This window comes from Phaeobacter sp. JH20_37 (genome assembly GCF_048056015.1).
In the GTDB taxonomy this organism is placed as follows: Bacteria; Pseudomonadota; Alphaproteobacteria; order Rhodobacterales; family Rhodobacteraceae; genus Phaeobacter; species Phaeobacter bryozoorum.
On record NZ_JAYMWW010000017.1, the window covers coordinates 45456 to 68228 of the forward strand.

Genomic DNA, 22773 nt, shown 5'->3' on the forward strand with positions numbered 1-22773 from the left:
TATCAGAGAACTACCAGGGAGAGTGTCATGACTGCGTACCCGAAAATGTTGGCGCCGCTGGATCTCGGCTTTACCACGTTGAAAAACCGCGTGCTGATGGGATCCATGCACACCGGGCTTGAGGAAACCAAGGACTGGAACCGGGTGGCCGAATTCTATGCCGACCGGGCGCGCGGTGGCGTGGCGCTGATGGTCACCGGTGGCATTGGTCCGAACCTTGAAGGATCGGTTCTGCCGGGGGCGGCGATGATGGCGAGCGAGCAGGATGTGGCCAACCACAGCATCGTCACAAACCGCGTGCATGAGGCCGGGGGCAAGATCGCGATGCAGATCCTGCATGCCGGGCGTTATGCCTATGGTCCGAAATGCGTGGCGCCCAGCCCGATAAAATCGCCGATCTCGCCCTTCCCGCCGCAGGAGCTGGATGAAGAGGGTATCGAGAAGCAGATCTCCGACATCGTGAATGCCGCCGTGCTGGCACAGCAGGCGGGCTATGATGGCGTTGAGATCATGGGGTCGGAGGGCTATTTCCTGAACCAGTTCCTCGTCACCCATACCAACAAGCGCGAGGACCGCTGGGGCGGGTCCTATGAGAACCGGATGCGCCTGCCGATCGAGGTGGTGCGCCGCACCCGTGAGGCGGTGGGGACGGATTTCATCATCATCTACCGCCTGTCGATGATCGACCTTGTTCCCAATGGCTCCACCTATGACGAGGTGGTCGAACTGGCGCAGGAGATCGAGAAGGCCGGTGCCACCATCCTGAACACCGGTATTGGCTGGCATGAAGCGCGTATTCCGACGATTGCCACATCTGTTCCCCGCGCGGCCTTTGCCTGGGTCACCAAAAAGCTGATGGGCAAGGTTGGCATTCCGGTGATCACATCGAACCGGATCAACACGCCGGAGGTCGCCGAGCAGGTGCTGTCCGAGGGCTGCGCCGATATGGTGTCGATGGCGCGGCCAATGCTGGCGGATGCGGATTTTGTCGCCAAGGCGGCGGAGGGCAAGGCCGATCAGATCGCACCCTGCATCGCCTGCAATCAGGCCTGTCTGGACCATACGTTCAGCGGCAAGCTGACCTCCTGCCTGGTGAATCCGCGCGCCTGCCACGAGACCGAACTGGTGCTGACGCCTGCGGAGAGCGTGAAGACCGTCGCCATTGTCGGCGCGGGTCCTGCGGGTCTGTCCACCGCGCTGGCGGCCTCGGAACGTGGCCACAAGGTGACGCTGTTTGATCGCGCAAGCGAGATCGGCGGCCAGCTGAACATGGCCAAGCAGGTGCCGGGCAAGGAAGAATTCTGGGGGCTGGTCGATTGGTATCGCTCCATGCTGGCCCAGAGCGATGTGACGCTGGAGCTGAACCGCGAGGTGTCGGCGGGCGATCTCAAGGGCTTTGACGAGGTGGTGATTGCCACCGGCGTGGTGCCGCGCGATCCGCAGATCCCCGGTCAGGACCGGGACAATGTGGTCGATTACATCGACGTGCTGCGCCACAAGGCCAAGGTGGGCAAGCGGGTGGCGGTGATCGGCGCAGGCGGCATCGGCTTTGATGTGTCGGAATTCCTGCTGCACGAAGGTGAAAGCGCCACGGAGAACCTGCCCCTGTGGATGAAGGAATGGGGCGTTGCGGACCCGGCCGAGCATCGCGCCGGTCTGGCCCCCGAAGGCCCGCAGCCCGAGGCCCCGGCCCGCGAGGTGACGCTGTTGCAGCGCAAGGCGGAGCGCCACGGCAAGCGGCTGGGCAAGACGACCGGCTGGATCCACCGCGCCACGCTGAAGATGAAGGATGTGAATTTCGTCGGCGGCGTGAACTATGAGAAGATCGACGACGACGGGCTGCATGTCAGCTTTGGCGAGGCGCGCGAGAATCCAACCGTGATCGCGGCGGATACCGTCGTGCTGTGCTCTGGCCAGCTGTCGGAGCGGTCGCTGGCGGATGCGCTGGCGGCACAAGGCACATCCTGCCACGTGATCGGCGGCGCCGATCTTGCGGCCGAACTGGACGCCAAACGGGCCATCAATCAGGGCACACGGCTGGCGGCCAGCCTCTGATACGGCACCGTCTCGCCGCTGTGTAAATCTTGCGACCCTCGCCGCCTGTGGTGGCGGGGGTCGTTTGCGGTTGTGGAACCTCCGGCGCCCAGTGGCGTTTTGTCTGTGAACGGCGCCGCCCCGGTGGCGCGATTACCGCCACGACAGACAGGAGAGTTTCATGCCCCGTATCACCGACGCCAAGATCCTGATGATTGCCACCCATGGGTTCGAGCAGTCCGAACTGGAATTCCCGCGCGATCAGCTGCGGGTCAAGGGCGCTGAGGTCTCTGTCGCCAGCCTCGATGGCAAGGCGATCAAGGGCTGGGAAGGCGATGACTGGGGCCGTGAGGCCAAGGCGGATCTGGCGCTGGAGGCGGTCCGTGTCGAGGAGTACGACGCCCTGGTCCTGCCCGGCGGTCAGATCAACCCGGATCTGCTGCGCATCAATGACGATGTGATCGAGCTGATCAACGGTTTCTACGATCAGGGCAAGGTTGTCGCCGCAATCTGCCATGCGCCCTGGCTGCTGATCGAGGCCGGTCTGGTCAAGGGCCGCACCATGACCTCGTTTCAGTCGATCAAGACCGACATGATCAATGCGGGGGCCGATTGGCAGGATGCGGAGGTCGTCGCGGACAACGGAATCGTGACCAGCCGCAACCCCGATGATCTGAAGGCATTTGTCGGCAAGATCGTGGAAGAGATCGAAGAAGGCCGCCACCCGCGCTGAAGCTGCGACCGGTTAATGTGTCTATTTCCACAACGGCCCCGGTTCGCAACCGGGGTCTTTGACGTAACGATCAAGGGCGGCGCAAACCGCCACAGGCGAGGCAGTTCTTGTCGTCCGGCAAGGTGATCCGGTCAACAAGCACGGTGATAGCCTGACCGCTGACGGCGGCGCCCATCTGGCGCACGTCGAGTTCGTGGACCCCTGTTGGCACATCCAATGTCAGGCGGATGTCGCCCATGGGCAACCCATCAGAACCGACAGGGTCGCCATAGACATAGAGGTGATATGCGCCCTTTGCGGGTACGCGGATACCAACTGTGATGGGCGACGCGACGATATCGCCATCTCGGGGCGACAGGATCGCCGCGCCGGGTATTCGCGCCTCTTCCGCCCCAACAAGAGAGGTGAAGAGGGCCATACCGATCACGGCAAAGCCCCAGAGGTGTAGCGTGCGTCCCTCGTGTTTCACGTGGCAACAGGGTCGTGGGCCGCGCGGGCATCGGCGGGGGCTTCGTCGCGCCGCTCCATGCCGTAGTCGCGCAGCACGCCTGCCACCCGCAGGCGGTAATCCCTGAACACATGGTCCCTGCCCTCTTTCTGCCCCGCGCGGTGAGCGCTGAGCTGGCGCCAGTTGGCCACGGCGTCCTCGCTCTCCCAGAAGGACAGCGACAGGAGTTTGCCCGGCGTGGTGAGGCTCTGGAACCGTTCGACGGAGATGAAGCCTTCGATCTGCTCCAGGAGCGGCTTCAGACTGGCTGCGATCTCAAGATAGCGGTCCTTGGCGCCATCCTTGATTTCAACCTCGAATATGACTGCGATCATCCTGTGGATCCTTCTGGGTCGGAAACTTTTTTCAGCCAGGTGCGATCCTCGCGCAGGATGAAGCGGCGCTCCTGGGCGAAGGCGTAGTTTTCGCGGCCCAGCGGGTCGGCTGCGAGGCGCGCGCGGTAGGCTTCGTATTCAGCAAGGTTTGCCACATCATAGATGCCATAGGCCAGCGTTGATGAGCCTTCATGCGGGGCATAATAGCCGATCAGATCGGCGCCGCAGCAGGGGATCGCCTGCCCCCAGTTGCGGGCGTAGGTGGCGAAATCCTCACGTTTGGTGGGGTCGATATGGTAGCGGATGACACAGGTGAGCATATGGGGCGTCCTTCGTTGAGAAATACGCCCCTGATCTAGCAGTCGGCCTGACGGCGATGCTTCGCCCTGCGCCGAAGTATCGCCGCCCGTTGCCTCGCCTATTCGACCGTGATGGTGATCACCTGCGATACCACCGGGGTGGAATGCGGCACATGGCCGTAATCGCCCATCACCAGTTGCAGCGTATGTTCGCCCGGTGCCAGATCCAGCGTGGTTTCGGTCTGGCCGCCGCCAAAATGGATGTGGTTTTCATCCGATGGCAGACCGTAGGACAGCTCATCCGCGCCATCCTCGCCCTCGCCCAGCGGCGGGCGGTCGACCAGGAGGTGATGGTGACCGGTGTTTTCCTTTTCGGTGCCCGCCGGGGCCACCCCCATGCCGCGCAGGCCAAAGACCACGGTGACCGGGGATGAGACGGTATCGCCATCCCTGGGCATCACGAAGTAGACCTCCGCCCCCTCCGGCGACGGGGTTTCGCCGCCGGCCAGGGCCGCGGAAACCGGCAGGGCACAGGCGACGAGGGCCGCCAGCGTGGTTCTTATCGTGGATCTGATGATCGCAGTCATAAGTTGTCCTCCCATTGATGTAAGCCCTTCTCAACATAGTGGCTTTGACTGCTATTGCGATCTTCGGGCCGAGCCGCAGGTGTTTCCAGCTGGTAAACTATGGGTGAATAACCCTGCAATTATCCCATCCTCGCCCCGTTCTTGCCCGATTTGCCCGCGACATTTGAGGCAACACGGGTAAACAAGGACGCGAGTGCTATGGACCGACTGACCGAAATGGAGGCCTTTGCCAATGTGGTGGACCAGGGCGGATTCACCGATGCGGCAAAGAAGATGGGGATCTCCAAATCGGCGGTGTCCAAACATGTCTCAAGCCTTGAGGCCCGTCTGGGCGCGCGGCTGCTGAACCGGACCACGCGGCGGGTCTCGCCCACCGAAATTGGGCTGGCCTACTATGACCGCGCCCGCCGTGTCCTGAATGATGCCGGTGAGGCGGATGCGCTGGTCACCTCCATGCAATCGGCGCCATCGGGGCTGCTGCGGATTTCAGTGGCGACGGATTTCGGCGTCAATCACCTGTCGCCGGTGCTGTCGGACTTCCTGCGCGACTATCCCGATATCACCGTCAACATGGTGCTGAACAACCGCTATGTGGAGCTGATCTCCGAAGGGTTTGATATGGCGCTGCGGATCGGCGAGCTGGAAGACAGCTCTCTGCGGGCGCGCAAGCTGACCGAAACCACCAAGCGGATGATCGCCTCCCCCGCCTATTTGGAGAAATTCGGTCGTCCACAGAAGATCGACGATCTCAACATGCACAAGCTGCTGCATTATTCGAACCAGTCCAGCGGCAGCATGTGGAAGATCACCGCGCCGTCGGGCGAAAAACGGCAGGTGCGGACCTCTGGCTGGCTGTCGGTGAATGACGGGCAGTCGCTGCTGAATGCGGCCATTTCAGGCCTCGGGATCGCCTATCTGCCAAGCTATCTCTACTCAGATGCCATGGCCGAGGGGCTGGTCGAGGACGTCATGCCCTCGCTGCCGATGGAAACCCAAGGCATCTATGCGGTCTACCCTCCTGGCCGCTTTACCCAGCCCAAGGTGCGGGCGTTCATCGACTTTCTCGCTGAGGCCTTTGCCGATAAGGATGGCATCACCTGGTGAGCCGCGCGCCCCGTTGAAACTGGAGAGGACCCGGCCATTGTGCCGGGTTTTCCCGTTCCAGGCCTCTGGGCGGTGGCCATGGGAGATCTGCGGGTTTCCTGTGGGCGTCCTGTCAGCGTCCTGTCAGCGGGCGATCAGAACCACCTCGACCCGGCGGTTGGCCTCGCGCCCCTCGGGGCTGAGGTTGCTGGTCAGCGGCGCCATGAAGCCCGCACCTGCCACCGACACGCGACCAGGCTCCAGATCGCCCTCCTCCAGCAGACGGGTCCGCACCGCATCGGCGCGCCGTTCGGAGAGCGCGATATTCTGGCTAAGACTGCCGACGGTATCGGTATGGCCCACCAAGAGCACGGAATAGTCGGGGTTCTGGCTGAGGAACTCTGCCAGCGCCGCCAGACTGGCATAGGGTTTGGCCCCCAGCGCCACCGCGCCGGTTTCAAATTCGAGATCTGCCAGAACCGCGCGCCCATTGCGGCGCAGGCGCTCGATCAGCTCTGCCGCGCCCACCAGCGGCGGTGCCACGATCGGCGCCTCCTCTGGCTGGCTGGCGGTGGTGGCGGTGTCGTCGCGCGGTGCCGCGCTGGCGGTTTCCGCGGGGCGGACTTCGATCATCTGCACAAAGGTTGCATTGCCGGAGCGGGAAACCAGCAGGGTGACGATCCGCCCGTCGAGATGTTCGGCAGAGAGGAAGCTGAAGTTGCTGACATCCACCGTCATATCCGGCGCCGGGATCACCTCGATATCAAAGCGGAAATCAAAGCCGCCGCAGCTGCGCGCCGGACATTGAAACAGCAGGTCATAGCCGGCATCGACCAGCTGCGCGCGCAATGGCGCCAGCACCTGCAAAACCGTGGAATCGCCGGAAATTCGCCAGCTGCGGCGCAGAATCTGACCTTCAACCTGGCGTTCGGGCACGCCGTCGTCGCTGGCCGCACCTAGCGGTACCGCGTAGCTGCCAAGGGCGGTTGGCCGTTCGGCCAGCTGGCGCGCACCGGGCGGCAGCTCGATGCCCTGGGCTGCCACAAGGGACGGCAGCGCCGCACAGAGCAGCCCCGCCACCGCAGGCGTCAGCCGCCGGGCGGCAAGGACAGCGCGACGGATCACCGGTGCTGCGCGTGATAGGCGTCGTTGGGGATCATGCCGGTGGCACTGGCAACCCGATTGGACATGTTAAAGAAGCCGGTGACATTGGCGATATCCCAGATATCGCGGTCGCTGAAGCCGTGGTCGCGCAGGGTCTGGCGGTCGGCCTCTTCGATCTCGGCGCTGGCCTTGGTCGCCTTGGCCGCGAAATCCAGCATGGCGCGCTGGCGGGGCTCCAACGGAGCAACCCGGTAGTTCATCACCAGCATCTCGCCCAGCTTGGGATCGCCCGACAGCTGACGCACCGCAGCGCCATGGGCTGCGAGGCAGTAGAAACAGCTGTTGATGGCGGAGACCACCACCGCGATCATCTCGCGCTCCAGCTTTGACAGGCCGCTGTCCGCCAGCATCAGGTCGTTATACATCCCGGTAAAGGCATTGAGCTTGTCGATGTCGAACGCATTGGCGCGCAACACGTTGGGCACCATGCCCAGCTTCTCCTGGCAGATGTCGAAATACTTCTGTGTCTCGGGCGGAAGCGGGTCCACCATCGGCAGATCAAGTGCTGTGGGTGCGTCGGTGTCGCGGGTCATTGGTTACACTCCCTTTGGGTTGTGCCGATAGTGGTAACGCCCGGCGCGCAGCATGCCAAGTGAGGCATATAGACCGTTTGCCCCGGCGTTGGCCTCGGTGCAGAGAACCGCCAGTTCGCGCGCACCCTGATCGGCGGCCCATTGCGCAGCGCGGTGCATCAGCCAAACGCCCATGCCCTTGCGCCGCTGATGTAACAGGATTTCCAGCGCGTGGACCATGGCGGTGCCATCGTGGATCGCCACAAAGCCGGTGCCGCCCGGAGAATCATCACACCGGCCCAGCAGCGAGGTCTTGGCCCCCGCCGTGCGCTGCATGACCGCAAAGCGCTCAGGACCGATGCCGCCTGCGGCCCAGATCTCATGCTGAATGGCCAGAGGCTCCCACACACAGAAGGCGGTCACGGGCGGGATTTCAACATGGCAGAGCTGTTCGACAGGACAGGTCCAGAGCACCACCGGATCCTTGATCACATAGCCCCGCGCAGCGAGCTGCGCATCAAGGGCGTCCTGACCGTCGCGGATCATGAACAGATGATCCTGCCCCATCTCCGACATCGCCAGTTCGGCGGCGGTGATTTCTGCCTCGCTTGCGTGGCCTGTGATGACGGTTGCTGCGGAGACCCGGCTGCCGCCGCCATCGCCCCGGCGCAGGGTGACCGGACCCAGCTGGCGGACCTCGGCGGCAGGCCAGGTGTGGTCGGTGACGTCATAGTATTTCGGGTCGGTCAGCGACGGCGTGGCAGTCAAAGATCAAGATCCCGCGCCAGCGCGGTAATCGCCGCATCCACCCGCGCGCCATCGGCACCGCGCACCACCACATTGGCGCCAAAGGCACCATTCTGCTGGAACGGGTAACAGCCGATCGAGAGGTCATCATAGGCCTCGGCAATGGCGGTCAGGATAGGGGCAATGTCGCCCTCGCCCCGCTGCACTCGCAGGGTCTGCGACAAGAGCGGCGCACCGCCGGTGAGCGTCGGCAGGACCGAGGCGACCATGGCCTGAAACACGCTGGGCACCCCGGCCATCACATGCACGTTGCGCAGGGTGAAACCGGGCGCGGTGGAGACCGGGTTTTCAATCAGCGTGGCGCCATCGGGGATCCGGGCCATGCGCAGGCGGGCGGCGTTCAGCTCCTGCCCGGATTTGTCGTAATGGACCTGCAACAGCGCGCGCGCATCCTCGCGCACGTCCAGATGCACATCAAAGGCCTTGCTGATGCAATCGGCGGTGATGTCGTCATGGGTGGGGCCGATACCGCCGCTGGTAAAGACATGGTCAAAACCATCCGAGAGCGCCCTGACGGCGGCGATGATCGCGGCCTCATTGTCGCTGACGACGCGCACTTCCTGCAGGTCGATGCCATGTTTGCTCAGCTCGCCGGCGAGGTAATACATATTGGCATCGCGGGTGCGCCCGGACAGAATCTCGTCACCGATGACAAGCATCGCTGCGGTTGGCATAGCGCCGGTTGGGGTGGCCATCTGCGCTCCTCCTCTTGAACCAATGATAGCGCAGGTATAGGCCCTGTCACATGCGCTTTCAAACCCCTCTGCTGCCCGCCACGCTGATCCGACGCTACAAGAGGTTTCTGGCGGACTGCCAGTTGCCGGATGGGCGCGAAATAACCGCGCATTGTGCCAATCCCGGCTCGATGATGGGGCTGGCGGACCCGGGCAGCACGGTCTGGCTGGAGCCGAATGACAATCCGAAGAAGAAGCTGAAATACGGCTGGCGGCTGGTCGAGGTTGCCGGTGGCACCCTGGTGGGTGTGGATACATCGGTGCCGAACCGCGCGCTGAAATCGGCGCTGGAGGCGCGCCAGATCGCAGCGCTGTCGGCCTATGAAACGGTCCGGGCCGAGGTGAAATATGCCGAGAAGAGCCGCATTGATTTCCTGCTGAGCCAGCCCGGCCTGCCCGATTGCTATGTTGAGGTCAAAAGCGTGACGCTGTCACGCCAGCCCGGTCTGGCGGAGTTCCCCGACAGCGTAACCGCGCGCGGGGCCAAGCATCTGGGCAACCTGGCCGACATGTGCCGGTCCGGTCACCGGGCGGTGCTGCTCTATCTGGTGCAGCGCGGTGATTGTGAGCGGTTTGAGATTGCCCGCGATATTGACCCGACCTATGCCGCCGCCTGGGATGCGGCGGCGGCTGCGGGGGTGGAGCGGCTGGTGATCGCCACCCGCATCACCCCGGAGGGTGTTGCAATTGCGGGCGCGATTGGCGCAGGCGCGGGCTGAGCGCTGCGGGTCGCCTGTCAGGCTGCTTCGCTCTGCGTGTCGGTGGCGCCACTTTTGCTCTGCTCGGCACTGTCCGAGCTGTCCGAGCTGTCGGGGCTGGCCTGCACCAGCGTCCGGGTCGGGAAGGGAATATCGATTCCGGCCGCATCCAGTGCTTCCTTCACCCGGCGTTTCATATCCGCCTGATACTGAAAATATTCCACCGCATCGACCCAGACACGGACCAGGAAATCCACCGAGCTGCTGTTGAGATTATTGACCTGGATGAAGGGTTCCGGCTCTGCGTGCGAGCGGCTGTCGGACATGATGGCGTCGCGGATGACCTGCTCGGCGGTGGCAAGGTTGGCCCCGTAGCCGACGCCGAAGGTCCATTCCGCGCGGCGGGTGTCATATTCGGAGTAATTGGTGATCGTGTTGCCCCAGACTTCGGAGTTGGGGATGATCACCTTGAGGTTCGACAGGTCGGCGATCACCGTGTTGTTCAGGGTGATTTCCTTGACCGTGCCCATTTCGCCGTCCACTTCGATGAAATCACCCAGTTTGAACGGGCGGAACAGGATCAGCATGATGCCAGCTGCCACATTGGACAGCGCGCCCTGCATGGCCAGACCGATGGCCAGACCTGCGGCACCGATGGCCGCGATGATCGAGGTGGTCTGGACCCCGAAGGTGTTGAGAACAAAGAGCACCGCAAAGGCAAGGATCACATAGCGTGCCAGATTGCCGAGGAAGTGGAACAGCGTCACATCAAGGCTGGCATGGCTGTCGCCGATCTGAACGATCCGTCGTTTGACCCAGCCCGCGACGATGAAGCCAGCCATCAGGATCAGCATGGCGGCGAGCACGCTGCCCATGGCCTGAGCCAGAAATTCCAGCGTGATCAGATCGGCCAGCGCTTTTCCGTTGTAGATTTCGGTCTGCATCAGGGCATTCATACTGTCCATGGCTGCGGGTCCCTCCGTGGTGCGATTGCAATTCGTCAGGGAGGGGAACGCATCCGGGTGGCAAAAAGTTCCCGGCAGGCGGTGGTGCCGGCTCTGGCCCTTTTGGCGCGGAGCGCGTAGATAGCTATGTCAAAGACACCCGATGGAGCCTCATCTGATGAGATCGAAAGACGGCCGCACCACCAAAGACGGCATTCGCATTTATGAGCCCGGCGATTTTGCCGGAATGCACGCTGCCGGGGCGCTGGCGGCACGGATCCTTGACGATATCGCTGCCCATGTCGTCCCCGGTCAGACCACCGGCGAGCTGGACCGGCTGATCACCCAGATGGTGGAGGACGCAGGCGCGACCTCGGCCACCATCGGCTACAAGGGCTATCAGCACGCCAGCTGCATCAGCGTGAACCATGTGGTCTGTCACGGGATTCCCGGCGACAAGAAGCTGAAGGATGGCGATATCCTGAATATCGACGTCACCGTCATCGTCGATGGCTGGTTCGGCGACACCAGCCGGATGTATGTGGCAGGCAAGCTGTCGCGCAAAACCGAGCGGCTGATCCAGGTGACCCATGACTCCCTGATGAAGGGGATCGAGGCGGTGAAACCCGGCAACACCTTTGGCGACATTGGCCATGCGATCCAATCCTATGTAGAAGCGCAGCGCATGAGCGTGGTGCGGGATTTCTGCGGCCATGGTCTGGGTCAGGTGTTCCACGCGCCGCCCAATGTGCTGCATTATGGCCGCCCGGGCACCGGCCCGGTGCTGGAGGAAGGCATGTTCTTCACCATTGAACCGATGGTGAACCTTGGCCGACCGGAAACCAAGATCCTGGCGGATGAATGGACCGCTGTTACCCGCGATAAATCGCTGTCCGCGCAGTTCGAGCATTCGGTTGGCGTTACGGCTGATGGGGCCGAGATCTTTACCCTGTCGCCCGGCGGGAAGTTTCACCCGACCTACGGCTGATGCCGTATCATTTACCAAAAAAGGGGCGTGCCTTGTGGCGCGCCCCTTTGTCGTTCTGCGATACGGGTTGCCCCGTACCGGTATCAGAGCTTGCAGCGTTTGCGCTCTGCCAAGGCTACCAGAACCTCGTGACGCTCGTTCGCGGCTTCTAGCGCCTGCTTGGCGTTGGAATGGTTGCCGATAACAGCCGGCCAGAACAACAGCGCGGCGGCGATATTCTCGCCGGACATGCTCTTGCCCTTCTTGGCTTCTTTGCGGATCTCTTCCAGCTGGTTCAGCTGCACCGCGATTTCGGTGCAGGTCAGCTTGGCATCCCCCACCTGCGTTTTGGTGACAACATCAGGCGACACGCAGGCCGACAGGGCCAAGGCGCTGGCGAGCGCCAGGCCAATACGGAGATTGAATTTCATATTGTGTCCTACGTCAATTTTGAGCATCTGAAATGAAGTGCTGAACGAAACGATTGATCGTCCGTTTCACAGGCCGAATATTGCCTGCATCGAACGGTGTAAATCCTGCGGTTGGATCGTGGGGTTTTCGCTGAACAAAGCGTATAGATTGCTGTGAAAATGTCGCACTCTACCTGAGGGTGTCTTTAGGGAATATGTCCAATCAGGCGCGGAACCTCTGACATGGCGGTGATATGTTCGGCGTTGTGGCGGGTCAGGCGGCTGGCGTTGCCCTGCGGGTCAAAGCCAAGGCAGCGCATCCCGGCGCGGGCGGCGGCGAGGGCGCCGTTTTCGCTGTCTTCGATCACCAGACAGTCGCGCGCCTGCACGTCGAAATGACAGGCCGCCGCAAGAAACAGATCGGGATCGGGTTTGCCGGTCTTCAGCGTCTGGGCCGAGAACATGGCATGGGGATGGAACAGGTCCCAGAGGCCGTTCTGACCAAGGGTGATCCGCATCTTTTCCTCGCTGCCGTTGGAGGCGACGCAGAAGGCGATGCCGCGGGCTTGTAACAGCGCCAGCAGATCCGGGATACCCGGCACCAGATCCACACCCTGCCGCAGCCTTGCGTAGGTTTCATCATAGACCTGCGCCACCCAGTTCTCGGGCAGATCCGCACCGCGCGCGATGGCCTTGGTTCGGACATCCGCCATGGTGCCACCAACAAAGAGGTCCATGCACTCCGCCAGCGACAGTTGCAGACCATACCGTCCGAGATTGTCGACCAGCACCTGATTGCTAAGTGTTTCACTATCGACCAGCACACCGTCGCAATCAAAAATCACCAGTTTCGGCGTGGGATATGTAATCGGCATGGTGCTGTCCTTTTTGGCTGATGCTCAGCTCTCGCGCCACAGAAGGGAGACATGGGTGTCCCCGTATTTGCGGCTGTCGTGCAGAGTGAATCCTTCGGGGGGCTGCATGGGGCTGCTTTCTTCCCAGACGACCAGCGCCTCCTCGGCCAGCCAGCCGCCTTTTGTCACCGCCGCCAGCGCCTTTTGCCCCAGCGACTTGCCGTAAGGCGGATCGAGAAAGACCACATCGTAAGGCGCAGCGTCATTGACCGGCAGGCGGGTGACATCACGGCGGATGAGGCGGGCGCGGTCCTTGATGCGCAGCAGGTCGATGTTCTTGGTGATCAGCCCCTGCGACACCCGGCCATCATCCACAAACACGGCCTCGGCCGCGCCGCGCGACAGCGCCTCAAGCCCCAGGGCACCTGTGCCTGCAAACAGATCCAGCACCCGCGCGCCGTCGAAATCGACGATATGGCCCAGCACGTTGAACAGGCTTTCGCGCACACGGTCGGTGGTGGGGCGCAGATGCGCGCCCGCGTCGCCCTTGCCCAGGCTGGTGAGCGCGCGGCCACGAAACTCGCCGGCGATGATCCTCATGTGCGCAGCAGCGGCTTCAGATCCGCGTCAGCGTCCGCCACGACGGATTTGTCAGCGGTACGCCCGGCCTCGATCAGACGTTTGGCAACCATATAGGCGCGCGGATCATTCATTGCGTCCACCGCCACCAGCTGATCGCCGGTATAGTACCAGAACGACATGGTGCCATCGCTGCCAGTGCGGGTGACCACGTTGTCGTAGCCTGTGTTGAGGCCCGCGATCTGCAGTTTGATGTCGTATTGATCGGACCAGAACCAGGGTTTGGCCACATAGGTTTCATTCGCGCCGAGCATATTGCGGGCGGCGACTTCGGCCTGGTCAATGGCGTTGGGCACACTTTCCAGCCGGATGCGGCTGCCGCGATAGGGGAAGGACGCACAATCGCCCGCCGCCCAGATCGACGGATCCGAGGTGCGGCCCTGTTCATCCACCCGGATGCCATTCTCCAGCGCGAGGCCTGCCGCCTCTGCCAGATCGGTGGCCGGGGTGATGCCGACGCCGACAATGACGAAGTCCACCTCGACCGTACTGCCATCGCTGAGCACGGCGCGTTTGACGGCGCCGCCCTCACCTTCCAGCCGCACAAGACCCACGCCTTCGCGCAGATCAACACCGTGGCCCGTGTGAAGCGCGCGGAAATAATCCGAGGTTTCGGGAGCTGCGACCCGTTGCAGGATGCGCTCCGCCATCTCGACCAGCGTCACGGCAACCCCGCGTTTGGCGCAGACCGCTGCGGCCTCCAGCCCGATGTAGCCACCGCCGACGATAAGCGTGCGCGCGCCATCCGTGACCGCCGGGGCCATGGCATCCACATCCGCCAGATCGCGTAGGACGTAGACCCCGCCCAGATCGCCGCCGATGGCCGCAGGCAGGCGGCGGGGGGTGGAGCCGGTGGTGAGCGCCAGCTGATCGTAGTGCAGCACCTCATCCGCCAGCGTCACGGTTTTCGCCGCCGGGTCGATGGCCTGCACCTGCTGACCAAGTTTCAGGGTGATATTGGCCTCGGCATAAAAACTCTCGGGCCGCAGGAACAGGCGGTCCATCTCCATCTCCCCCAGGAGATAGGCCTTTGACAGAGGCGGGCGCTGATAGGGCACAACGGGTTCGCTGCCAATCAGCGTAATCTCTCCGTCAAAACCCTGCTTGCGCAGCTGCGCCACCAGCGAGGCCCCCGCCTGGCCTGCCCCGATCACGACAAAATGGGTCATTTGCTATTGTGCCTTCTGCTGTCTTTCGGAAATGCCATTGCCAGTTTGCGTGCTGGTCAGGCTGTTGCCGAACCCTATATGTGGGGGAACATAAAACACAATCAGCACGGAGAGGAACACAGCATGATTTCACAAGGGGACAGCCTGCCGGAGGCAACATTGACGCGGATGGGCAAGGACGGGCCGGAGCAGGTCGCGATCAGCGATCTGACAAAGGGGCGCACGGTGGCGATCTTTGCGGTGCCGGGTGCGTTTACGCCGACCTGCCATTCCGCCCATGTGCCCAGTTTCGTGCGCAACGCCGAGGCGCTGGCGGCCAAGGGCGTGGATGAAATCATCTGCATTGCGGGCAACGATCCCTTTGTGATGCAGGCCTGGTCAGAGGCGACCGGTGCCGGTGCAGCGGGGATCACCATGCTGTCGGATGCCGAATGCGGCTTTACCGATGCGATCGGGATGCGGCTGGACGCGCCTGCGGCGGGGCTGGTCGGGCGCTCTCTGCGCTATGCGATGCTGGCCCGCGACGGCAAGGTCGAGATCATGAATGCCGAGGATTCGCCCGGCAAATGTGAGCTGTCGGCAGGCGAGGCCCTGCTGGAGGCGATGGGCTGAGCCCCTGCCCCAGACCAAGATCGGGACACCAGAAGCACCAAGAGAGGCGCGGATACCCGTGCCTCTCTTGTCATTCTACCGGGGATGAAGACGGCGCCTGTCAGACAAGGCTCTCCATCTTGCGCGCCAGCTTGGCGTCCAGCGCGCTGATACCGCCGACGTCATGGGTGGTCAGGGTCACTGTAACGGTATTGTAGACATTGCTCCATTCCGGGTGGTGGTTCCATTTTTCGGCCCAGATTGCAGCCCGCGTCATCCAGCCAAAGGCATCGACGAAGCTGGCGAATTTAAAGGTCTTGGTGATGGCGTCGCGGCCCTCGACCACCTCCCATCCGGCGCTGAACAGCGGGTCCAGCAGCGGGCCACGGGTGGCTTCAGAAAGTTTCTCGGTCATTGTTGCTCCTCCACATGGGGTTTGCGGAACGGACCGTAGTCCGTCAGGATCTCGATCTCTTCCTCGATGGCGCCGCGTTCGGCGTCCAGATAACGGGCAATTGCATCGGCAAAGCCGGGATCGCCCACCCAATGCAGGCTGTGGGTCTGCCGGGGCAGATAGCCGCGCGCCAGTTTATGTTCGCCCTGCGCGCCTGCTTCGACGGCCGTCAGGCCACGCGCAATCGCGTGTTCAATAGCCTGATAGTAGCACAGTTCGAAGTGCAGACAGGGGTGGTGTTCGGTGCACCCCCAGTAGCGACCGTAAAGCGTCTCACGGCCTAGGAAATTCAGTGCACCGGCCACCGGTATCCCGTCGCGTTCGGCAAGAATCAGCAGCATATCGTCGGCCATGGTGTCATGGGCGATGTCAAAGAACGCGCGGCTGAGATAGGGCGAGCCCCATTTGCGCGCGCCGGTGTCCTGATAGAAGGTCCAGAAGGCATCCCAGTGTTCGCGGCGCAGATCGCTGCCGTGGTAACAGCGGATCTCGCCGCCGAAGCCCTGCGCCTGAGCGCGTTCCTTGCGGATGGTCTTGCGTTTGCGCGACGCTAGCGCGGCGAGGAAATCGTCATAGCTGCGGTAGCCGTCGTTCAGCCAGTGAAACTGCTGGGTGACCCGCGCCATCAGACCCATTTCGGCGCCCATGGCGGCCTCATCCTCGGTGCAGAAGGTGACATGCAGCGAGGAGACGCGGTTATTGGCGGCAAGCTGCACGGCGCCCTGTACCAGCGCGGACTGGCCCACGCCTTCATACCCGGGCCTGACCAGAAAGCGGCGGCCTGTCGCGGGGGTAAAGGGGGCCGCGATCTGAAGTTTGGGATAGTAATGCCCGCCTGCGCGTTCATAGGCATGGGCCCAGTTGTGGTCGAAGATATATTCGCCCTGGCTGTGGGATTTCACATACATAGGGGCGCAGGCAATCAGCAGGCCGTCGCGCCGCGCGGTCAGATACTGCGGCTGCCAGCCGGTGCCCCGCCCCACCGACCCGCTATCCTCCAGCGCGGACAGGAACCGGTAGGTGGTAAAGGGGTCGAGCGGTGGGCCGCCATCAGCGGCCTCGGGACAGGCGCAGGCGTCCCATTCCGCAGCCTCCAGCTGCGACAGCGCAGCCAGCACTTCGATTTCGATCTGCGCCTGTTCCATTCAATGCCTCCGCGACAGACAGTATCTGTGTCCGTCGCGGACGGGTTCAACCCGGAATATCAGAAAGATAGCGCTCGAAGGTGACATTATGCGCAATTTTGCGTGCCTCGGTTTCCATCGCGGCAGAGGTCACCGTCCAGCACAGGATCGGCACACCCTGATCACGCAGCTGCGTGACGCGATCCCGGCCGAGGTCCTGCACCTCGTGACTGATGAAACTGGCTTCGACGCGGTCGAAATCGGGGATCGCGCGCAGGTGGTCGCAGGTCGGCGTGCTCAATTCGCGCCAGCTGACCGGATCATAGGCGCTGGTGGTCAGTCCGCGCGGCACCTCGGGCGCCAGCCGTGCCAGCTCTGCCACGGAATGCGGGTTGAAGGACATCAGGGCGACATCGCCCTTGTAGCCCTGCAACTGGCGCAGGGTGTCTGCCTCCAGCGCGCCGATGTTGGGGCCCATATCGCCGTCCTGATCCTTCAGCTCGATCAGCAGCGGCGCGCGGCCTGCCACCAGATCAAGGATCTCTGCCAGATCGGGGATACATTCACCGTCGCCGCCCTTGAGCGGGATCGCGCGCAGCTGATCGCGGGTCTGATCCGCCACCAGACCGGTGCCTTCGGCCAGCCGGTCCAGGGCGTAATCGTGAAACACCATGGCGCAGCCGTCCGAGGACAGCTGCAAATCCATTTCGATACCATAGCCAGCCTCGATCGCGGCGCGGATGGCGGCGCGGCTGTTTTCCGGGCGGCCATCGCGTACATCATGCAGCGCGCGATGGGTTATGGGCTGGCGCAGGAGTGCGGCAGGCAGGTCAGCTCTCATGAGATCTGGAACACGCCGTCGATTTCCACAGCGACCCCCAGCGGCAGCGAAGGCGAGCTGACGGCGGCACGGGCATGACGGCCGACATCGCCCAGCACTTCGACCATCAGATCGGAAGCGCCGTTCACCACCTGCGGCTGGTCGGTGAAACTGTCGGTGGAATTCACAAAAGCGCCGAGTTTGACGACGCGCTTCAGGCGATTGAGATCGCCATCACAGGCGGCTTTCAGCTGCGCCAGCAGCGCGATGGCACATTGGCGGGCGGCTTTCTGACCTGCGGCCACATCCATGTCGGCGCCCAGTTTGCCGGTGATCAGCCCTTCGGGGCCGGCCGAGATCTGGCCGGAGATGTAGACCATATCGCCGACCACGACATAGGGGACGTAATTGGCAGCCGGGGCCGGTGCGCTCGGCAGCTGAATGCCCAGTTCTTTGAGTTTGGCTTCGATATCCATGGGTGCAGTCCTTTGCATCAGGTTTTGCGGAACGCTAACCGGGAAGCGGCAGGGCGGAAAGCAAAAAACCGCCCCGGGTGGGGCGGTTTTGCGACGTGTCCGCGGCTTCGCGCTGCTCGGCCCCGTCAGCTTTCCCTGAAGGCTTTGACGAAGTAGTCGGCAAGGGGTTTCACGAGATAGGCCAGCGGCGTGCGCTCGGCGGTGCGGATGTATCCTTCGACCGGCATACCGGGGATCAGCACCGTGCCCTCGGGCAGGGTTTCCAGCTGGCCCGGATCCAGTTCGATCTCGGTGCGGTAGTAGGAGAGCTTGCTCGCCTGATCCTCAAACGCATCGGCAGAGACCTGTTTCACCGTGCCGAAAAGTTCCGGCGTCAGGCGTTGATCCAGAGCCGGGAAGCGCAGGGTTACCGGCTGACCGACATAGATCTGATCGACATCGGTGGGGGCCACCTGCGCGGCAATCACCAGCGGCCTGTCCTGCGGCACCAGATAAAGCACCGGCTCCGCCGCCCGGATCACCGAGCGCGGCGTATGGACCTGCAGACCATAGACGATGCCGGAGACCGGTGCAGTGATATCGAGCCGCGCCAGACGTTCCTTCAGCGCGCGGCGGGTCTCGGCCAGTTCCAGCTCCTGATAGCGAAGATCGCGCAGCCGGGTGATGGCCTGCTCGCGCTGCTGGGTGCCCAGTTTGAGGATTTCGATGTCGATTTCGGTGATGCGCCCCTCGGCCTGGGCCTCGGTGGCAATCAGCTCGCCCAGCGAACCTTGCAGGTCGGCCTCGGTCCGGCGCAGGTTCAGAACCGTGCCGGCCTGCGCCAGCCCGCGATCCAGCAGCGACTGCTGGTTTGCCAGCTCCTCCTCGATCAGCTCGAGCTGGGTGCGGCGCGAGGCCTGCTGCGCCAGAACGCCTTTGATCTGATCCTGTATCTGCGAGCGTCGTTTTTCCAGCTGGTCGATTTCGCGCGCCACTGAATCCTTGCGCGCCTGAAACAGGCGGAGCTGGCCCTGCATCAGGTCGGCCACCTCTGGCCGGGTTTCGGCCAGTTCGGAGAGCTCGGCGTCGAACTCAACCGTCTCGGCGCTGTCCCGCTCGGCATCAAGGCGCGCGCGGCGTGCCATCAGTTCAAACAGCTGACCTTCGGTGATGACCAATTGCGAGTGCAGCTCCTTGGCATCCAGCCGCAGCAGCACCGCGCCCTCGGCCACGGTGTCGCCCTCTTCCACCAGAATGTCCTGCACGATGCCGCCGTCGAGGTGCTGCACAACCTGCCGGTTGCGGTCGACCTCAATCCGGCCCGAGGCCACGATGGCACCGGCGATGGAGGTGGCAACCGACCAGGTGCCAAAGCCCCCGAGCAGGATCACAACGCCGAACAGGCCGATCAGCAGCGGACGGCGGGCGGACCAGGATGTGGCCCCGGTATCGGTCTGGTTCATCGCACACCTCCTGGCGCTGCCTGTTGAATGCTCTGGTGGTTCGAAACCATTTCCCGCAGGACCTTGTCCTTGGGGCCAAAGGCGGTCTGGATCCCCTGATCAATGACCAGCAAAAGGTCACATTCCTGAATGGCCGCCGGGCGATGGGCCATGATCAGCACCGATCTGCCATCGGCCTTGAGCTGTTTGATCGCCCGGTTGAGCGCCACCGACCCGTCGTTGTCGAGGTTCGAATTCGGCTCATCCAGAATGACGATCACCGGATCGTCATAAAGCGCGCGCGCCAGGGCGACACGCTGCATCTGACCGCCGGAGAGCCGCCCGCCCCCAGCCGTGATCCGGGTGTCATAGCCATCGGGCAGATGCACGATCATATCATGGGCCGCGGCCTTTTTCGCGGCGGCGACGACTTTTTCGGAATCCGGGTTGGACGACAGCCGGGCGATGTTCTGGGCAATGGTGCCCTCGAACAGCTGCACGCGCTGCGGCAGGTAGCCGATGTTCTGGCCCAGCACCTCGGGGGCGTATTGCTCCAGCGAGGCGCCATCCAGCCGCACCGTGCCCGCCGCCGGGCGCCAGGCGCCGGTCAGTGCCCGCGCGAGGGTGGATTTGCCGGAGCCTGAGGGGCCGATCACGCCGATGGCCTGACCCGGCTGCACCCGGAAGCTGACATTGCGCAGCTGCGGGCGGCTGTCCCCCGGCGGCACCACCGCCAGCGCCTGTACTTCGAGATTGGCGGAGGGTTTGGGCAATTCGGTGCGCTGCGGCTCTTCCGGGACTTTCTCCAGCAGCTCGGCGAGATTGCGCCAGCCCTTCAGCGCGCGCTGCACCATCGCCCATTGACCAAGCGCCAGTTCGATAGGCGCCAGCGCCCGGCCCATCAGGATCGAGCCTGCGATCATCGCGCCGGCGGTCACCTCGTTCTGCAGCACCAGATAGGCGCCCAGACCCAGCATCGCCGATTGCAGGAACAGGCGCAGGGTTTTGGTCAATGTGGTGAAGCCGCCGCCAACGTCGCTGGCGGCGACACTGTCCACCAGTGCGGCATCGCGGCCCGCTTTCCAGCGCTGAAACGCGGCGCGGCGCATACCCATAGACTGGATCATCTCCGCTTCGGTGCGGATTTCCTCGGACATCAGATTGGCCCGGTGGCCGGAAATGCCCGCCTGCATCTGCGGGCGGCGCGACAGGAACTGGTTCAGCACCGCGATGGCGATGAGAACCGCACCACCACCAAGCGCCAGCAGCCCGAGCCAGGGGTGGAACAGAGCGATGCCAAACAGGAAGATCGGCGTCCAGGGCAGATCGAATGCGGCACCGAGCACCGGCGAGGCGATCAGACGTTGCACCGATTCCAGATCGCTGAGACCGGTCTGCGCCACCGGATCCTGAGCCACCGCGGAACGGCGGATCATGGCATCAAACACGCGCTGGTCCAGCCCGGCCTGAAACCGCGCCCCGGCCCGCGACAGAATGCGACCGCGCGCATAGTCCAGAATACCCATGGTGCCGTAGAGAAACACCACCAGCAGTGACAGCGCGATCAGCGTCGCCACCGACCGGCTGCCCAGCACCCGGTCATAGACCTGCATCATGTATAGCGGTCCCGTCAGCATCAGCATATTCACGAAGAAGCTGAAGATACCGACCGACCAATAGAGACCACGACTGCGGCGACGATGCGCCCGCAGCTCATCGAAGCCGGATTTATTAGTAGTTTTCGTCATGAGAGGTCTGCAATTCCCTGTCAATATGCCCTATGTATCAGCCACGCGCGCAGAAAACCGGACCACATATGTTCCAAATCTGCCACAACTGTGTAAACAAGCCCAGTCTCTGACTAGGCAGAGCTGAGAAACACCCTAAGTGGGTCCAACGCGCCCACAGCAGACAGATTGGACACCGAAGCGAATGACCTTCCCGCTGCGACCTTTTTTGATTATGGCCCTGGTAACTGTTACGTCGACACTGGCAGGCTGCGCAACCCAAGATAGTGTCTCGCGCGCGTCGGGTGAGGTGTTCGATCCTTACGAGAACACCAATCGATCCATTCACAATTTTAACCGTGGTGTTGACCGCTTTGCCTTTCGCCCCGCTGCCAAGGGTTATGTCGCGATTGTGCCGCCGGATATGGTGACCAGTTTCAACAACTTTGCCGAGAACCTGTCGATGCCGGGTCAGGCGGTGAATGCGCTGTTGCAGGGCAATTTCAAGGAATCGGGCATCGCTGTATCGCGCTTTGTGATCAATACGATCTTTGGCATCGGCGGCCTTGGCGATCCGGCCTCTGACTTCAACGTGCCGCGTGTGGACACCAATTTCGGCGAGACACTGCATGTCTGGGGTGTTGGCGAAGGCGCCTATGTCGAGCTGCCGTTCTTTGGCCCCTCCACCGCCCGCGACGGGGCTGGCATAGTGGTGGATTTCTTCACCAATCCGATCAGCTACGCTCGGCATAATCCAGCCGACAACATCGGCATCTATGCCGAGGTGGTGCGTCGTCTGGGGGATCGTGGCACATATTCCGACACCATCGACTCGATTTTGTATGAGAGCGCCGACAGCTACGCGCAGGCGCGGCTGATCTACCTTCAGAACCGCCGCTTCGAGTTGGGCGGCGATCAAAGTGAATACGAAGGGGTCTATGGCGATCCCTATTCAGATCCGTATGAGGACATCTATGCCGAGTAATTTTCTGACCCGCCGCAGTTTCCTGGCCACTGGCGTTGCCTTTCTCGGGCTGGCCGCCCTGCCCGGTAAAGTGCTTGCCCTGAGTGAAGCCGCCGCGCGCAGCCTTGTCGGCAGCGTTGTTGGCGACATCAACAAGGTCATCGCCTCCGGCAAGTCCGAAGGTGCGATGATCCGTGATTTCGAGAAGATTTTCGTGCGCTATGCGGATGTGAACATCATGGCGCGCTATGCGCTGGGTGTGGATGCCCGCCGCGCCTCGGGCGCGCAGATGAACGCTTTTGCCGATGCGTTCCAGGGCTATATCTCCCGCAAATACGGCAAGCGGTTCCGCGAGTTCATCGGCGGTTCGGTCGAGGTGCAATCCGCGCGCAAGATCAAGGCGGGTTATGAGATCAAATCGCTGGCCAAGCTGAAAGGTCAGGCGCCGTTTGAGGTGACCTTCCTCGTGTCCGATAAATCCGGTCGCGACAAATTCTACAACATGTTCATCGAAGGCGTGAACCTGCTGTTGACCGAACGCACCGAGATCGGGGCCATCCTTGACCGCAACAAGGGTGATATCAACAAGCTGATCGCCGAGCTGAAGCGGCTGAGCTGAGTTCAGCCACCGCAGCGTCAGACAGATCACGAAGAAGGGGCCCGGCGGCCCCTTTTTCTATTTCAGGATTGCAGTTTGTGCGCCGCGCCCGGTCAGCGCGCATAAGGTCGCGCGATGATCC

Annotated in this window: 27 protein-coding genes; 8 read left to right on the forward strand and 19 right to left on the reverse strand. The window is 62.7% G+C overall.

Translation table 11 applies throughout. The features are described from left to right. Positions 1-27 precede the first annotated feature (27 nt). The gene (locus tag VWZ87_RS15455) at positions 28-2055 is read left to right on the forward strand and encodes an FAD-dependent oxidoreductase (protein WP_416535263.1); all 2028 of its coding nucleotides are present in this window, start codon (positions 28-30) and stop codon (positions 2053-2055) included. Positions 2056-2215: 160 nt separating this feature from the next. Beyond that, positions 2216-2767 (forward strand): type 1 glutamine amidotransferase domain-containing protein, encoded by a 552-nt coding sequence (locus VWZ87_RS15460; protein ID WP_416535264.1) that lies wholly within the window; start codon positions 2216-2218, stop codon positions 2765-2767. A 70-nt stretch (positions 2768-2837) separates the two neighbouring features. Here the strand turns inward: VWZ87_RS15460 and VWZ87_RS15465 are convergent, their stop codons facing one another. The 4 genes from VWZ87_RS15465 to VWZ87_RS15480 form a co-directional block, all read right to left on the reverse strand. Next, positions 2838-3236 (reverse strand): hypothetical protein, encoded by a 399-nt coding sequence (locus VWZ87_RS15465; RefSeq protein ID WP_416535265.1) that lies wholly within the window; start codon positions 3234-3236, stop codon positions 2838-2840. Next, a complete protein-coding gene (locus tag VWZ87_RS15470; protein WP_416535266.1) occupies positions 3233-3589 on the reverse strand; it encodes an antibiotic biosynthesis monooxygenase family protein in 357 nt (118 codons plus the stop codon). Before VWZ87_RS15470 ends, VWZ87_RS15465 begins: the two co-directional genes overlap by 4 nt. Beyond that, complete coding sequence (locus tag VWZ87_RS15475; RefSeq protein WP_416535267.1) at positions 3586-3909, reverse strand: NIPSNAP family protein; 324 nt, start codon at positions 3907-3909, stop codon at positions 3586-3588. Before VWZ87_RS15475 ends, VWZ87_RS15470 begins: the two co-directional genes overlap by 4 nt. A 98-nt stretch (positions 3910-4007) precedes the next feature. Beyond that, positions 4008-4475 carry a DUF4399 domain-containing protein gene (locus tag VWZ87_RS15480; RefSeq protein WP_416535268.1) on the reverse strand — a complete coding sequence of 156 codons (468 nt, stop codon included), beginning with the start codon at positions 4473-4475 and terminating at the stop codon, positions 4008-4010. A 198-nt stretch (positions 4476-4673) separates the two neighbouring features. On the opposite strand from VWZ87_RS15480, the gene VWZ87_RS15485 reads away from it, so the two are divergent. Beyond that, complete coding sequence (locus tag VWZ87_RS15485) at positions 4674-5579, forward strand: LysR family transcriptional regulator (RefSeq protein WP_340546801.1); 906 nt, start codon at positions 4674-4676, stop codon at positions 5577-5579. 123 nt (positions 5580-5702) lie between these two features. Here the strand turns inward: VWZ87_RS15485 and VWZ87_RS15490 are convergent, their stop codons facing one another. From VWZ87_RS15490 to VWZ87_RS15505, 4 genes are read right to left on the reverse strand one after another with little or no spacing between them, the layout of a single operon-like run. Then, positions 5703-6683 (reverse strand): OmpA family protein, encoded by a 981-nt coding sequence (locus VWZ87_RS15490; protein WP_416535269.1) that lies wholly within the window; start codon positions 6681-6683, stop codon positions 5703-5705. Further along, positions 6680-7255, reverse strand: coding sequence for a peroxidase-related enzyme (locus tag VWZ87_RS15495; protein ID WP_416535270.1), 576 nt, complete (start codon positions 7253-7255; stop codon positions 6680-6682). Before VWZ87_RS15495 ends, VWZ87_RS15490 begins: the two co-directional genes overlap by 4 nt. 3 nt (positions 7256-7258) lie before the next feature. Then, on the reverse strand, positions 7259-8002 hold the full coding sequence (locus VWZ87_RS15500; RefSeq protein ID WP_416535271.1) for a GNAT family N-acetyltransferase: 744 nt from the start codon (positions 8000-8002) through the stop codon (positions 7259-7261). Next, the gene (locus VWZ87_RS15505; protein ID WP_416596891.1) at positions 7999-8736 is read right to left on the reverse strand and encodes a competence/damage-inducible protein A; all 738 of its coding nucleotides are present in this window, start codon (positions 8734-8736) and stop codon (positions 7999-8001) included. Before VWZ87_RS15505 ends, VWZ87_RS15500 begins: the two co-directional genes overlap by 4 nt. A gap of 50 nt (positions 8737-8786) precedes the next feature. Here VWZ87_RS15505 and sfsA point away from each other — a divergent pair, with 50 nt between their 5' ends. Further along, positions 8787-9494 carry a DNA/RNA nuclease SfsA gene (sfsA, locus tag VWZ87_RS15510; RefSeq protein ID WP_416535272.1) on the forward strand — a complete coding sequence of 236 codons (708 nt, stop codon included), beginning with the start codon at positions 8787-8789 and terminating at the stop codon, positions 9492-9494. 17 nt (positions 9495-9511) lie between these two features. Here the strand turns inward: sfsA and VWZ87_RS15515 are convergent, their stop codons facing one another. Then, positions 9512-10438 (reverse strand): mechanosensitive ion channel family protein, encoded by a 927-nt coding sequence (locus VWZ87_RS15515; RefSeq protein WP_416535273.1) that lies wholly within the window; start codon positions 10436-10438, stop codon positions 9512-9514. 157 nt (positions 10439-10595) lie between these two features. Between VWZ87_RS15515 and map the strand changes: the two genes are divergently transcribed. Continuing rightward, positions 10596-11405, forward strand: coding sequence for a type I methionyl aminopeptidase (gene map, locus VWZ87_RS15520; protein WP_340546794.1), 810 nt, complete (start codon positions 10596-10598; stop codon positions 11403-11405). An 83-nt stretch (positions 11406-11488) separates the two neighbouring features. Here map and VWZ87_RS15525 read toward each other — a convergent pair whose 3' ends face one another. From VWZ87_RS15525 to VWZ87_RS15540, 4 genes are all read right to left on the reverse strand, one after another. Further along, on the reverse strand, positions 11489-11815 hold the full coding sequence (locus VWZ87_RS15525) for a hypothetical protein (RefSeq protein ID WP_040181163.1): 327 nt from the start codon (positions 11813-11815) through the stop codon (positions 11489-11491). Between the two features lie 185 nt (positions 11816-12000). Continuing rightward, on the reverse strand, positions 12001-12669 hold the full coding sequence (locus VWZ87_RS15530) for an HAD family hydrolase (RefSeq protein ID WP_416535274.1): 669 nt from the start codon (positions 12667-12669) through the stop codon (positions 12001-12003). A gap of 24 nt (positions 12670-12693) precedes the next feature. Beyond that, positions 12694-13248, reverse strand: a complete 555-nt coding sequence (rsmD, locus tag VWZ87_RS15535; RefSeq protein WP_416535275.1) for a 16S rRNA (guanine(966)-N(2))-methyltransferase RsmD — start codon at positions 13246-13248, stop codon at positions 12694-12696. Continuing rightward, on the reverse strand, positions 13245-14456 hold the full coding sequence (locus tag VWZ87_RS15540; RefSeq protein ID WP_416535276.1) for an NAD(P)/FAD-dependent oxidoreductase: 1212 nt from the start codon (positions 14454-14456) through the stop codon (positions 13245-13247). Before VWZ87_RS15540 ends, rsmD begins: the two co-directional genes overlap by 4 nt. 123 nt (positions 14457-14579) lie before the next feature. On the opposite strand from VWZ87_RS15540, the gene VWZ87_RS15545 reads away from it, so the two are divergent. Then, positions 14580-15068 carry a peroxiredoxin gene (locus VWZ87_RS15545; RefSeq protein WP_340546790.1) on the forward strand — a complete coding sequence of 163 codons (489 nt, stop codon included), beginning with the start codon at positions 14580-14582 and terminating at the stop codon, positions 15066-15068. 100 nt (positions 15069-15168) lie between these two features. On the opposite strand, the gene VWZ87_RS15550 is transcribed toward VWZ87_RS15545, so the two are convergent. From VWZ87_RS15550 to VWZ87_RS15575, 6 genes are all read right to left on the reverse strand, one after another. Continuing rightward, a complete protein-coding gene (locus tag VWZ87_RS15550) occupies positions 15169-15462 on the reverse strand; it encodes a 4a-hydroxytetrahydrobiopterin dehydratase (RefSeq protein WP_416535277.1) in 294 nt (97 codons plus the stop codon). After that, positions 15459-16646, reverse strand: coding sequence for a GNAT family N-acetyltransferase (locus tag VWZ87_RS15555; RefSeq protein WP_416535278.1), 1188 nt, complete (start codon positions 16644-16646; stop codon positions 15459-15461). The genes VWZ87_RS15550 and VWZ87_RS15555 overlap by 4 nt, the downstream gene beginning before the upstream one ends. Before the next feature lie 46 nt (positions 16647-16692). Beyond that, positions 16693-17466 (reverse strand): glycerophosphodiester phosphodiesterase family protein, encoded by a 774-nt coding sequence (locus VWZ87_RS15560; RefSeq protein ID WP_416535279.1) that lies wholly within the window; start codon positions 17464-17466, stop codon positions 16693-16695. Further along, complete coding sequence (locus VWZ87_RS15565) at positions 17463-17921, reverse strand: RidA family protein (RefSeq protein ID WP_416535280.1); 459 nt, start codon at positions 17919-17921, stop codon at positions 17463-17465. Before VWZ87_RS15565 ends, VWZ87_RS15560 begins: the two co-directional genes overlap by 4 nt. Positions 17922-18046: 125 nt before the next feature. Next, entirely contained in the window at positions 18047-19363 is a 1317-nt protein-coding gene (locus VWZ87_RS15570) for an HlyD family type I secretion periplasmic adaptor subunit (RefSeq protein ID WP_416535281.1), read from the reverse strand. Continuing rightward, positions 19360-21090: a type I secretion system permease/ATPase gene (locus VWZ87_RS15575; RefSeq protein WP_416535282.1), complete on the reverse strand. Its 1731-nt coding sequence runs from the start codon at positions 21088-21090 to the stop codon at positions 19360-19362. Before VWZ87_RS15575 ends, VWZ87_RS15570 begins: the two co-directional genes overlap by 4 nt. Positions 21091-21274: 184 nt before the next feature. Here VWZ87_RS15575 and VWZ87_RS15580 point away from each other — a divergent pair, with 184 nt between their 5' ends. Continuing rightward, a complete protein-coding gene (locus VWZ87_RS15580) occupies positions 21275-22054 on the forward strand; it encodes a VacJ family lipoprotein (RefSeq protein WP_374015516.1) in 780 nt (259 codons plus the stop codon). Continuing rightward, a complete protein-coding gene (locus VWZ87_RS15585) occupies positions 22044-22652 on the forward strand; it encodes an MlaC/ttg2D family ABC transporter substrate-binding protein (protein WP_340546782.1) in 609 nt (202 codons plus the stop codon). The genes VWZ87_RS15580 and VWZ87_RS15585 overlap by 11 nt, the downstream gene beginning before the upstream one ends. The last annotated feature ends 121 nt before the right edge of the window (positions 22653-22773 follow it).